The sequence below is a fragment of the Bradyrhizobium sp. genome, assembly GCF_027451485.1.
GTDB lineage: Bacteria > Pseudomonadota > Alphaproteobacteria > Rhizobiales > Xanthobacteraceae > Bradyrhizobium.
This window is the reverse complement of the sequence record NZ_DAIDJE010000155.1, coordinates 21,217-33,752: the sequence shown is the minus strand read 5'-3', so window position 1 is coordinate 33,752 and position 12,536 is coordinate 21,217. Positions and strand designations below refer to the sequence as shown.

The 12,536-nt window shown below is 62.6% G+C and carries 12 protein-coding genes and 1 pseudogene; 7 read left to right on the top strand and 6 right to left on the bottom strand.

Features of this window, described 5'->3' with window-relative positions; genetic code table 11:
- The 7 genes and pseudogenes from NEZ08_RS18915 to NEZ08_RS18885 form a co-directional block, all read left to right on the top strand.
- Nucleotides 1-161: pseudogene (locus tag NEZ08_RS18915) on the top strand (exodeoxyribonuclease III); the annotation flags it as partial.
- 87 nt (nucleotides 162-248) lie between these two features.
- Complete coding sequence (locus NEZ08_RS18910) at nucleotides 249-1,355, top strand: HD domain-containing phosphohydrolase (RefSeq protein WP_298110183.1); 1,107 nt, start codon at nucleotides 249-251, stop codon at nucleotides 1,353-1,355.
- 193 nt (nucleotides 1,356-1,548) lie between these two features.
- Entirely contained in the window at nucleotides 1,549-3,003 is a 1,455-nt protein-coding gene (radA, locus tag NEZ08_RS18905; RefSeq protein ID WP_298110180.1) for a DNA repair protein RadA, read from the top strand.
- A gap of 150 nt (nucleotides 3,004-3,153) precedes the next feature.
- Nucleotides 3,154-3,783, top strand: coding sequence for a CvpA family protein (locus NEZ08_RS18900; protein WP_298110178.1), 630 nt, complete (start codon nucleotides 3,154-3,156; stop codon nucleotides 3,781-3,783).
- A 23-nt stretch (nucleotides 3,784-3,806) separates the two neighbouring features.
- Nucleotides 3,807-5,327 carry an amidophosphoribosyltransferase gene (gene purF, locus NEZ08_RS18895; protein WP_298110175.1) on the top strand — a complete coding sequence of 507 codons (1,521 nt, stop codon included), beginning with the start codon at nucleotides 3,807-3,809 and terminating at the stop codon, nucleotides 5,325-5,327.
- A gap of 90 nt (nucleotides 5,328-5,417) precedes the next feature.
- A complete protein-coding gene (locus NEZ08_RS18890) occupies nucleotides 5,418-6,158 on the top strand; it encodes an SDR family NAD(P)-dependent oxidoreductase (protein WP_298110173.1) in 741 nt (246 codons plus the stop codon).
- 48 nt (nucleotides 6,159-6,206) lie between these two features.
- Nucleotides 6,207-7,340, top strand: coding sequence for a hypothetical protein (locus tag NEZ08_RS18885; protein ID WP_298110170.1), 1,134 nt, complete (start codon nucleotides 6,207-6,209; stop codon nucleotides 7,338-7,340).
- Between the two features lie 126 nt (nucleotides 7,341-7,466).
- Here the strand turns inward: NEZ08_RS18885 and der are convergent, their stop codons facing one another.
- The 6 genes from der to NEZ08_RS18855 form a co-directional block, all read right to left on the bottom strand.
- A complete protein-coding gene (der, locus tag NEZ08_RS18880) occupies nucleotides 7,467-8,846 on the bottom strand; it encodes a ribosome biogenesis GTPase Der (RefSeq protein WP_298110167.1) in 1,380 nt (459 codons plus the stop codon).
- Nucleotides 8,847-8,933: 87 nt separating this feature from the next.
- Nucleotides 8,934-9,485: a hypothetical protein gene (locus tag NEZ08_RS18875; RefSeq protein WP_298110164.1), complete on the bottom strand. Its 552-nt coding sequence runs from the start codon at nucleotides 9,483-9,485 to the stop codon at nucleotides 8,934-8,936.
- 19 nt (nucleotides 9,486-9,504) lie between these two features.
- On the bottom strand, nucleotides 9,505-10,158 hold the full coding sequence (locus NEZ08_RS18870; RefSeq protein WP_298110162.1) for a tetratricopeptide repeat protein: 654 nt from the start codon (nucleotides 10,156-10,158) through the stop codon (nucleotides 9,505-9,507).
- A 177-nt stretch (nucleotides 10,159-10,335) separates the two neighbouring features.
- A complete protein-coding gene (panB, locus tag NEZ08_RS18865) occupies nucleotides 10,336-11,160 on the bottom strand; it encodes a 3-methyl-2-oxobutanoate hydroxymethyltransferase (RefSeq protein WP_298110160.1) in 825 nt (274 codons plus the stop codon).
- Nucleotides 11,161-11,162: 2 nt separating this feature from the next.
- Complete coding sequence (locus NEZ08_RS18860; protein ID WP_298110188.1) at nucleotides 11,163-11,765, bottom strand: NnrU family protein; 603 nt, start codon at nucleotides 11,763-11,765, stop codon at nucleotides 11,163-11,165.
- Nucleotides 11,766-11,855: 90 nt separating this feature from the next.
- On the bottom strand, nucleotides 11,856-12,458 hold the full coding sequence (locus NEZ08_RS18855) for a hypothetical protein (protein ID WP_298110157.1): 603 nt from the start codon (nucleotides 12,456-12,458) through the stop codon (nucleotides 11,856-11,858).
- Between the last annotated feature and the right edge of the window lie 78 nt (nucleotides 12,459-12,536).

The following is a 12,536-nucleotide window of genomic DNA, read 5'->3' as shown; positions in this document are numbered from 1 at the left end:
ACAAGCGCAACCGATGGCGGCGCGATGCCGGCCTCAGGCTCGATCATCTTTTGATAAGCCCTGCACTGGCATCGCGGCTCAAGAAGGCAGGGGTTGATCGTCTGGTGCGTGGCGAGGAAGGCGCGAGCGACCATGCGCCGGTCTGGATCGATTTACGGTAGGTATTCCAATCGGGAGCCTTCACAGGCAGCGGTTGTGCCCCTCCTTAAACGCAACCGTCAACTCTTGTTAAGGAAATCGTCGTAGACTTGACGGCAATTTATTGCCGATTGCCTGTTCAAATCACGGCCGCACCTTTTTTCGATTGGCCAATCAAAATGCTTGTTTGCTATCTGACTGACGAGCCTGGAAAGATCCCCGCCATCCGCGCGGCACTGGAGCCGCGTTACTCCGTCGTCCCCCGCGTCTTAGGGCAAGAACCTGTCTTCGCGCCGAGCGGCGTGCTGATGGTGGACGCGGACCTGCGGCAACCGACGTGCGTCGAGCAGATCAGGCACGTGATGGCTGATCTGAAAACCGTGAGTGAAAGGCTGTTTGTCGTTCACCGGCACCTGCATCACTTGATGGCCCAGGCGTTTGCGCTCGGGGCAACCGAGGTTGTGCACAACGCCAGGCAGGCGGCTGCCAAGCTGACCCAGGTCGAGGCGGCCATGCGCGCAGCGGAAACCGGTTCCGAGCACGCGCCGAACTGGATCACCGATTGCGGAAAAGCCTTCGGCTCCATGTTCTCAGCGATCGGACAGCGTAATGCTATCCACCTTGCTGATGCCGAAACTGTCACCGCGCAGATTGTCGCGAGCATTAGTCAGAACGGTTTGAGCGGATGGCTCGATAACGTCCGAAAGTATCACGAAGGAACCTTCCAGCACTGTTTGCTGGTCACCGGCATTGCGGTTGCCTTCGCGCTGGATATCAAGTTCGGCCCCCAGGACGTGAAGCGACTGGGGATGGCGGCCACGCTGCACGACATCGGCAAGGCCCGAATCCCGCTTTCGATTCTCGACAAGCCTGGGCGTCTTGCCTCAAACGAGGAAGATATCATGAAGCAGCATCCGTTGATCGGATACGATCTGCTCAAGGATATCCCCGGTATCAGCACCGAAACGCTGGATGCGGTCAAACATCACCACGAATATCTTGATGGTTCGGGTTATCCCGATGCGCTCACGGCATCAGAAATCTCCGATCTTGTGAGGCTTTTGACCATCTCGGATATTTTTGCCGCTCTGATCGAGTCGAGACCATATCGTGTGGCGATGCCGCGCGAAGAGGCCTACAACATTCTGTGCGGCATGACGGGCAAATTGGAGACTTCGCTCCTCAAGGCATTTCGCCGGACAGCGCTGGCAACCTGAGAATAGCACCTACCGCGCCCCGGCAAACGAGTATCGTTTTGGCATCTTGCGATCGGCGGCGCCGCGATCATTGGGCCCTGCCTGTCTACGATCTGGACGGGATTTTCCCTAATCCTGCTGCGCACAAGGCTGGGGCATCGATTCATGCTAAGGAAAGGCTGACGCCTTTCGAATCTGTCTCCAAAAGAGGCCCATGGCCAAGTCCTCCCTTTCCTTCGTCTGCCAGAACTGCGGCGCAGCCTATAACCGCTGGCAGGGCAAATGCGACTCCTGCGGCGAGTGGAATACGCTCGTCGAGGAGGATGTCACCGGCGCCACCACAGTGCCGGCCTCGATCCGCTCAAAGCGCAAGGGCCGTCACTTTGCGCTGGAGAGCCTTTCCGGCAAAAGCCAGGACGCCCCGCGCCTGTCCTCCGGCATGGCCGAGTTGGACCGCGTCACCGGTGGCGGCTTCGTCCGCGGCTCGGTGCTGCTGGTCGGCGGCGATCCCGGCATCGGAAAATCGACTCTGCTTACGCAGGCTACCAGCCAGCTGGCGCGGGCCGGCCACCGTGCCGTCTACATTTCCGGCGAGGAGGCGGTCGCGCAGGTACGGCTGCGTGCTGAACGCCTCGGGCTTGCAGACGCGCCGGTGCAGTTGGCAGCGGAGACGTCGGTTGAGGATATAGTCTCGACCCTTTCCGAGGGCGCAACCCCGCGCTTGATCGTGATCGATTCCATCCAGACCATGTGGACCGATACGGTGGAGTCTGCGCCGGGTACCGTGACGCAGGTGCGCGCTTCGGCGCAGGCACTCATTCGCTTTGCCAAGAAGTCCGGTGCCGCGATCATTCTGGTCGGCCATGTCACCAAGGACGGCCAGATCGCAGGACCGCGCGTGGTCGAACACATGGTGGATGCAGTGCTCTCGTTCGAGGGCGAGGGCTCGCAGCAGTTCCGGATCCTGCGGGCTGTGAAAAACCGCTTTGGCCCGACCGACGAGATCGGCGTTTTCGAAATGACGGGCCTGGGTCTTCGCGAGGTCTCCAACCCCTCCGAACTGTTCCTGTCCGAGCGCGATCTCGGCAGCCCGGGGACGGCGGTGTTCGCCGGAATCGAAGGCACCCGACCCGTCTTGGTCGAACTGCAGGCGTTGGTGGCGCCGACATCGCTCGGCACGCCGCGCCGGGCGGTGGTCGGCTGGGACCCCAGCCGCCTCTCCATGGTGCTGGCGGTGTTGGAGGCCCATTGCGGGGTCAAATTGTCGGGCCATGACGTCTATTTGAACGTCGCCGGCGGCCTGCGCATCCAGGAACCGGCGGCGGACCTCGCTGCCGCGGCCGCCCTGGTGTCCTCGCTCGTCAACGCGCCGCTTCCGGCGGATGCTGTCTATTTCGGCGAAATCTCGCTCTCGGGCGCGGTTCGCCCCGTCGCGCAGACCTCCGCCCGCCTCAAGGAAGCCGCCAAGCTGGGCTTTGGCCGCGCGGTATTGCCCGAATCAGCCCGGGGCGAGGCCAGCAGCGATTCCGGCCTGTCGCTGATGTCAGTGGGAGGGCTTACCAGCCTTGTCGCGGAAATCGCCGCGCGCGGGTCCCCGCGCGGGAACAAGGACCATTCGGCGGCGGAAAAAAATGCAACACATGCGAGATTCCGCAGTCGTGAAGGCTAGGTGTACGTGACGTTCCCCGTCCCCGCCGCTATACATCCGGCGCGCGGGACTGGATGGCGTATCTCCGGCCTTGCCGCGCCCGCCTCGGACCGTCAGCTTGGGACGGCGCCCGATTCGCGGTTTGAACCTTGATGCGGACCCGACCAGCCGATGCCGATTACAATCCTCGATCTCGTTCTGCTCGCTGTGATGCTGATTTCCGGCTTGCTGGCGATGGTACGCGGCTTCATGCGGGAAATCCTGTCGATTGCGGCCTGGGGAGCCGCCGCGCTGGTGACGCTCTATTCGTTCTCCAAGCTGCTGCCGACCGCCAAGACTTATTTCAATAACGACACGGTCGCGAGCATTGTCGTGGTCGCGGGGGTTTTTGTCGCGACGCTGATCGTGGTGTCCGTGATAACCGTGCGAATCTCCGACATGATCCTTGATTCGCGGATCGGGGCCTTGGACCGCACCCTCGGATTCCTGTTCGGTCTGGCGCGCGGCCTGTTGATCGTGGTGGTGGCGTTCCTGTTCTTCACCTGGCTGGTTCCTGAGAAGCAGCGGCCGGATTGGGTGACCGGGGCAAAATCCCGGATGGTCCTGCAAGGAACCGGGGATTGGCTGATGGCGCTCTTGCCGGATGACCCGGAGAACACCATTTTGAAGAGATTCAAGAAGAATAAACCCGAAGATGAGCAGACTGACGCCGAGCCGACGGCCCCTGCCTCAGGCGACGGATATAGTAAACCGGCCCGAGACAGCCTTAAAAAGCTGATCGAAAAGCCCGCGGCACGGTGATCGCTGGTTACAAGAGAGGCGCGATGGACAGCCAACAAAGCCCTTCCGACGACGCCAAAGCTGCAGGGCCAAACACCGGCCCGCTCTACCTGGAAGACGCCGACCTGGAGGGCGACACGCTGCGCGAGGAATGCGGCGTGTTCGGGATTTTTGGCCATCCGGAGGCTGCGGCGATCACGGCCTTGGGGCTGCACGCGCTTCAGCATCGCGGCCAGGAAGCTGCCGGCATTGTCTCGTTTGATGGAACCCGGTTCCATTCCGAACGGCGCCTCGGCCTCGTCGGTGACACGTTCTCCCGGCGCGAGGTAATCGAGCGCCTGCCCGGCAATGCAGCGATCGGCCACGTGCGCTATTCGACGACCGGCGAAACCATCCTGCGCAACGTGCAGCCGCTGTTCGCCGAGCTCAACGCCGGCGGTTTTGCGGTTGGCCACAACGGCAACCTGACCAACGGGCTGACGCTGCGCCGCGAACTCGTGCGCGGCGGCGCCATGATGCAATCCACGACCGACACCGAGGTCATCCTGCATCTGGTGGCCCAATCCAAGCGCAACCATTTCATCGATCGATTCATCGAGGCGCTGCGCGCCATCGAGGGCGCCTATTCGCTGGTGTCGCTGACCAACAAAAAACTGATCGGCGCGCGCGATCCGCTTGGTATCCGGCCGCTCGTGCTCGGGGAATTCGAGGGTTGCCCCGTGCTTGCCTCGGAAACCTGTGCGCTGGATATCATCGGTGCCAAATATGTCCGCGACGTCGAGCCTGGCGAAATCGTCGTATTCGATGACCGGGGCGCGCATAGCCACAAGCCGTTTCCGCCGAAGCCGCCCCGTCCCTGCATCTTCGAATACATCTATTTCTCGCGGCCGGACTCCATCGTCGGCGGGAGGTCGGTATATGACGTCCGCAAGGCGTTTGGGGCGCAGCTTGCGCGCGAAAGCCACGTGCCGGTCGATGTCGTGGTCCCGGTGCCGGACTCGGGCGTGCCGGCAGCGGTTGGCTACAGCCAACACTCGGGCGTGCCGTTCGAACTCGGCATCATCCGCAACCACTATGTCGGCCGCACCTTCATCCAGCCGACCCAGAGCATTCGCGAATCCGGCGTCAAGATGAAGCACAACGCCAACCGCGCCGCGATCGAAGGCAAGCGCATTATCCTGATCGACGACTCGCTGGTACGCGGCACCACGTCGAAGAAGATTGTCCGCATGATGCGCGAGGCCGGCGCCCGCGAGGTGCATTTCCGGCTCGCTTCACCGCCAATCCTTTACCCCGACTATTACGGCATCGATCTGCCGGACCGCGGCGGCCTGCTGGCGGCGACCCATAATCTCGAGGAAATGCGCGAGCTGATCGGCGCCGATACGCTCGCCTTCCTGTCGGTCGACGGCATGTACCGCGCCATGGGCTATCCCGGCCGCGATCCCGCCAATCCAAAGTTTTCCGATCATTGCTTCACCGGTGCCTACCCGACCAGCCTCACCGACCACGATCAGGTCGAGCCGCAGCCGCGACAATTGTCATTGCTGGCCGAGGCGAGCTGACGCACTGCATCCCGCAGGTTTTCTGTTATGGCCGGGCTTGTCCCGGCCATCCGCGTCTGTAAAAACCGCCGCAAACGTGGACCCGAAACAATGACCAAGCCCCTCACCGGCCGCATCGCTCTCGTCACCGGCGCCTCGCGCGGCATCGGCTATGCCACAGCGCGCGCGCTTGCCAGAGAAGGCGCGCAGATCGTGGCGATCGCGCGCACGCAAGGCGGGCTCGAAGAGCTCGATGACGAGATCCGGAAAGATGGCGGCACCGCCACTCTGGTGCCGCTCAGCCTGACCGACTTCGACGGAATTGCGCGGCTGGGGGCCGCATTAAATGAGCGCCACCGCAAGATCGATATTCTCGTCGGCAATGCCGGTGTCGCCGGCCCCTCTTCGCCGCTTGGCCATATCGACATGAAGCCGTGGAACGACGTCATTGCGCTCAATCTATCGGCCAATTTTCAATTGATCCGCTGCATGGAGCCGCTTCTCAAGAAATCGGACGCGGCCCGCGCCGTATTCATCACCGCGGACACGTCCAGCAAGGCGACTGCTTATCTCGGACCTTATGCAGCCTCCAAGGCCGCGCTGGAAACCCTGGCACGCGTGTGGGCCCACGAGACGAGCTCGTCCGCGCTTCGGGTCAACCTGTTCAACCCCGGCCCGATCCGCACCAGAATGCGCGCTGCGGTGTTCCCGGGGGAAGACCCACTGACGCTCGAGACCCCCGACCAAGCGGCGGAATTCATCGTGCCGATGTGCTTGCCGTCCTGGAATGAGACCGGCAAACTCTACGATTACCCAACCAGGAAGCTGATGAGTTTTCGTATGCCGGAGTGAGCACGAACGTGTCTTGAGCTGAAAACAAGAAACGACGGGAGGGCTACGATGCTGACAGGCCGCCGCTTGGGACGTGCGATTCGGTCGGGAGCCGCGGGCTGGATCGCTGCCGTTGTGTTGCTCGGAGGGCCGGCGCGTTTATACGCCGGCGAGATTCCGACCTTTACCGTCGACGCGAGCTGGCCAAAGCCGCTGCCTAACAACTGGATACTCGGTCAGGTTGGCGGCATCACCGTCGATTCCGAGGGTCACATCTGGATCATCCATCGCCCTCGATCCCTGACGGACGACGAGAAGGGAGCGGTTTTGACCCCGCCCCGCTCGAAATGCTGCGCTCCGGCACCTCCGGTGCTCGAATTCGACACCGACGGCAACCTGCTGCGGGCCTGGGGCGGCCCGGGCGACGGTTACGAATGGGTCGGACGCGAACACGGCATTGAAGTCGATGACCGCGGCTTTGTCTGGATCGGCGGCAACGCCACAAACGACAACGCCATCTTGAAGTTCACGCTCGATGGCAAATTCGTGATGCAGATCGGCAAGATTGCGCCAAGCAAAGGCAGCAATGACACCACCCAGCTGGGTAAGCCGGCCGAAACGACGATCGACAAGGACGCCAATGAGATCTATGTCGCCGACGGTTACGGCAATCGCCGCGTCATCGTATTCGACGCCACCACGGGCGCCTATAAGCGCCACTGGGGCGCCTACGGCCACGTTCCGAACGACGACCAGCAGCCGCCTTACGATCCCAAGGCGCCCGTGTCGCAGCAATTTGCCAATCCCGTCCACTGCGTGAAGATTGCCAATGATGGCCTGGTCTATGTCTGCGACCGCATCAACAATCGCATCCAGATCTTCCGCAAAGACGGAACTTTCGTGAACGAATGGTTTTTCGAGAAGACCACGCTCGGCAACGGCGCCGTGTGGGACATCGCGATCTGGCCCGATCCGAAACAGAGCTATCTGCTCAACGCGGATGGCGAGAACAATGAGATCCGCATCATCAATCGCTCGGACGGCACCGTGGTCGGCCGTTTCGGACGAAGCGGCCGCAATGCCGGACAGTTTCACTGGGTTCACGCGATCGCTGTCGACGCCAAGGGCAACGTCTATACGGCCGAGGTCGATAACGCCAAGCGCATCCAGAAATTCAAGCTGACCTCCGACGCGCTGCGATAACGCACGGCGGCGCGCCGCTGCTTGAATGCGTCAATTATTACCGGCTGGTCCGCTGCCCGACAGCGCGCGCCCGCCGCGCGCGACGCGGCGACGTTGCAGGCTGCGTGCGAAGCACGCTCGTTTCGCTCACGACGGCCGCTTTCGTTTGTGCGCGAAGGGATTGGCTTTCTCGCGCAGCGCAATTCGTACCGGCGTGCCCGGCAGGTCAAAGTGGTCGCGCAAGGAATTCACGAGATAGCGCAGATAGGCCTGCGGCACGGCGTCGGCGCGCGAGCAGAACAGCACGAAGCTCGGCGGCCGCGCCTTGGCCTGGGTGATATAGTTCAGCTTCAACCGCCGGCCGGAGACCGCAGGCGGCGGATTGGCGGCGATCGCCTGCTCGAACCAGCGATTGAGCGCCGCCGTGGGTATGCGCCTGTTCCAAACAGCATAGGCCTCTTCGATCGCCGCCATCAGGCGATCGATGCCCTCACCCATCAGGCCCGAAACAGCAACCAGAGGCGCGCCCTTGACCTGCGGCAGCCAGTGATCGGCCTCTGCGCGCAGCGCGGAAATCGCGCCGGGCTTTGCTTCCACCAGATCCCACTTGTTGACTGCGATCACGAGCGCCCGCCCCTCGCGCTCGATCAGGTCGGCAATGCGCAGGTCCTGTTCCTCGAATTTGCTTTGCGCATCCGTCATCAGTACGACCACCTCGGCAAAGCGTACCGCGCGCAAGGCATCCGCGACCGAAAGCTTTTCCAGCTTTTCCTCGATCCGCGAACGCCGCCGCAAGCCGGCCGTATCGAACACCCGAAACTCGCGGCCGTTCCAGGTAAATTCCACCGCAATGGAGTCGCGTGTCGTACCCGCCTCCGCGCTGGTGAGCAGCCGCTCCTCACCCAGCAGCCGATTGATCAGCGTCGACTTACCGGCATTGGGACGACCGACGACCGCCACGCGGATCGGACGCCGCGCCACGTCTTCATCCGTGTCGACCGCTTCGTCTCCGGCTTCATCCTTGTCCGTCACCTCCGGCATCAGTGCACGCAGCGCCTGATAGAGCTCAGCCATGCCCTCGCCGTGTTCGGCGGAAATCAGGATGGGATCGCCAAGTCCCAGCGCGTAGGATTCCATCGCGCCGACCTCGCCGTGCTTGCCCTCGCTTTTATTGGCGAGCAGAACCACCGGCTTGCTGGCCCGGCGCGCATAGTCGGCAAAGGCGCGGTCGTTCGGCGTCAATCCGGCGCGGGCGTCGATCACAAACATTAGCGCGTCCGCAAGTCCGATTGCGGTCTCGGTCTGTTCCTGCATCCGGGCGGTGAGCGACCCTCTTGCGCCCTCGTCGAGGCCTGCCGTGTCGATCACGGTAAAACGGAGATCGCCAAGCCGCGCTTCGCCCTCTCGCCGGTCGCGCGTGACACCCGGCGCATCATCGACCAGCGCGAGCTTCTGCCCGACCAGGCGATTGAATAACGTTGACTTCCCCACGTTAGGCCGGCCGATAATCGCAACCGTAAAGGGCATAATAGATCCGCAGCCCGGGAAATTCGAGGGAAAGTATGTTTTGCGCACCCAGCGGGACCGATCCCGGCCTGCTGCCGCGCCCCAGCTTTAGCGCGTAAACGTGCCGCCCGGTAGCGGTGCGGGGAATGGCGCGGCCGACTGCTGGGCTGCCGGCGCCGATTGCGGCGGCTGCGCCGCCGATTGCTGCGTCTCGGCCGGCTGATCGGGCGGTGTGGTTGTGCGGTGCCGCGCAACTTTCTTCTTGTGGGCTGGCGGCGCCGCCGTGCCGTCTTCCGACGGGGCCGCAGGATCAGAGCTCGCGGTTGCAGGCGCGGGCTGCTTTTTCCTTGCCGTCTTTTTCGGCTTGGTAGTCTCCGGAGGCGGAGACGGCGGGGCAGCCGTCGCCGCTGCAGCCGCTGCCGCATCAGCATCGGCCTGTTCCTGCGCTCCCTTGTAGAGCGATTTCGGGACGCCCTCTTCGAGACCGGGCACGCCGTCCGGAAATACCGGTTTGCGATCCCCCTGAAGCTTCTTCTTGGTGTCGAGCCAATCGAGCCAATCCATCGGATCGAAGCTCGTGGCGCTGCTCGAACAGCCGGCAATCGCGCCGGACAGCGCGACAAGAACGGAAGCGGCGATCAGACGTTGCAGGCGACGCATGGCCACGTTTTTCCTGTCGTCAGCTCTTGGCAACCGGCGGAAGCAGCGCCTGGAGGGCTTCCGCCCTCGAACGCATCGCTGAAGGCGTCTCGCCATCGCTTGCGATCATGTCAAGCCATTGCCGGGCTGCGGCGGTGTCATTGGCGTGCCATGCCGAGAAGGCCAGCAGTTCGCGCGCGGTATGGCGAAAGGTCGCCTCAGGCTTGGTGGAGGTTTCCAGCCGTTGCAGCATGTTCTGATAGCTTTCCGAGTCCACCAGAAGTGCCCCGGCGCGGACCCGCGCCAAGTCGCGCGCGATCGTCCCCATCGTGGAATCAGCCGCAATCTCGTCGTACAGTTTGGCACCGCCCTTGGGATCGCGGGCCGCGACCTCGGCAGCCGCACGCAGGCGCGCCAGCATACGGTATCCAGCCGGAGCGGTTGCGGCCAGCTTGTCGAAAGCCGCTTCGGCCTCCGCGTGCTTGTTCTGTTCGGAGAGCTGGACCGCCGCGTCGAAGGCTTTACCGGCTTCGGCTGCCTTTTGAGATTGCAGATATTGATAGCCGCGCCATGCGCCGACTGCGGCCACGATCAATATTGCGGCGGCAATGATATAGAGCGAATACCGGTCCCACAGCCTCTTAAGCTGCTCCCGACGGACTTCCTCGTCGACTTCATCAAATAATTCAGACACTTATAGAAATCCCATCCCCGACTGACCATGCCCGGAACCAGCCGAAGCCATGAATCTGTCCCTTGGTGGCGGTGGCGTTACCCTAGCGATATGGCGGTGGCAAGGCAAAGCCAGCCCCTGAAGCCGTTAGGAGGCACTTTGGCGCGACAGATATCCACCGGCCGGTCTCCCTGCCGCTTACGCCTTCGCCTTCATGCCGTAGACATGTTCGGGCCCCGGAAAGGCCCGCGAGCGAACATCGGCCGCATAACCCTGGATGGCAGCCTCGATCATCGGGCCGAGATTGCCATAGCGGCGGACAAATTTCGGGGCTCGTGGCGATAATCCGAGCATATCCTCCAGGACCAGAACCTGACCGTCGCAGGCGGCGCTTGCGCCGATGCCGATGGTCGGAACGTCGATCGTCTCGGTGATCTTGCGGGCAAGAGGTTCGGCGACCGCCTCAACCACAACTGAGAAAGCGCCGGCTTGCGCGACCGCAACGGCATCGTTTTCAATCGGCGCCCAGCTTCCTTCCTCGCGCCCCTGGGCACGGAACGAACCGAGCGTATTGATCGACTGCGGCGTCAAGCCGATGTGACCCATGACGGGTATGCCGCGTTCGACCAGAAAGGCGATCGTTTCGGCCATCCGTACGCCGCCCTCGAGCTTGATCGCACCACAATGCGTCTCCTTCAGAACTCGGACGGCTGAATGAAAGGCCTGCTCTTTTGAAGCCTCGTAGGACCCGAAAGGCATGTCGACGACAACAAGCGCGTGCTGCGAGCCGCGCATCACGGCGCGGCCCTGGAGGATCATCATGTCCAGCGTGACCGGGATGGTGGTTTCGAGCCCATGCATGACGTTGCCGAGGGAATCGCCGACCAGGATGACATCACAATAGCGGTCGACCAGGGCTGCCGTATGGGCATGATAGGAGGTCAGCATCACGATCGGCTCGCCATTCTTGCGTGAGCGGATTTCGGGTGCCGTCTTGCGCTTGACCGCTGCTTGAACTGACATGCTTAAACTCCTACGACGGGAACGCCGATCACGACGGGGTGGAACGCAAAAGCCAGCGCGAGATAGGCGACGATGCCGACCGCAACCGCGATCATGTCGTTGCCCCAACCGCCGACCGGAATCGGCGGCCCTCCGGCGTCAGCGCGGCGTTTCAGCGAGATCCTGTCGAATACCGCCCAAGCCAGAAATGAGCCGAACAGGATGATCGAGCCGAGATCACCATTGGCCAACAGGTGCGCGGCCGCCCACAATTTGACGCCCGCCAGCATCGGGTGCTTGACCGCCTTGTATATATGCCCGCGGAGATAAGCGGCTACTACCAGGATGACCGCAGGCAGCATCAGGCCAACGGTAATGTGCTTGAGAATGAGCAGTGTTTTCGGAGAGACTGACCTTTCCCAGACATCAATCATTCCCGCCGCGCGGTAATGCGCAAAGCCCCAGGCGATCAGCACAATCCCGAGCAGCGATACCAACGAGAAAGCGACCTTGTAGCCCCCCTCGCCCAGCGCGGCGACGGTACGTGTGCGGAGCCTGCGTTGGGTGGGCAAGGTATGCATGCCGAGAAAAAGGGCGAGGCCCAGAATCATCACCGCAAGTCCCATGCTCGCTCCCTCCGCAGATGTCTGGAGCATCGCCTACACGTTCAGGCCCGAAACGGCAATGCGCCAGATTGAGCGTCCTTGGCGCGCCGGCTAGGGCGCAGCCTTGTCGATGTCCCGGTTGTCGATGTACCGGATGGCGATCGGCCGCCCGGCCACGGCTCCCCCGAGGGCGCTGGAGAATTTGAGGGGCACGCAGGCCTCAATGGAGTCGTTGATCGCCTTGAGGTAGCTCTTGCGAACATCGGCGGGCGTGCCCGCGGTGGCAAAGGTCATCCGCGGACGGCCGATCAGATCGCCTGATCGCTTGAAACTGAACCGCACGGTCATCTGCATGCCCTCTTTGGACGCCTCCGCTGGCGGTGGCGTCCAGCAGGAACGCAGCGCCGCAAAAAGATCGCCGATACTCTCGAGGTCATGGTCAGGCCTTTGATATTTCGGGGCGTCAACCATCGGCGGCTTGCTCTCAACTGTCAGTTGGAGGTTCTCGCCATAGGGATAGTCAATCTCGGGAATACAGGGACCGCGGTGAAGCACGCTGCAGAAAGACGGCGTGCACGGGTGGTGGGACAGAACGCTGCAAGGCTCGTGAGAAAACGGAGCCGCATTGATATGGTGCCGCTGCCGGGCGCCGGCGCTTCCCGCGACAGCCAATCCGGCGGCAAGCACGCAAAAAACGGCGATGCGACGGAGCATATCGGCCCTCGGAAGCAGCGGCCTGCGGAAGCAAAACACAACGCTGGACCAAGCGGAAAGGTCGTGATTGCCGTACCT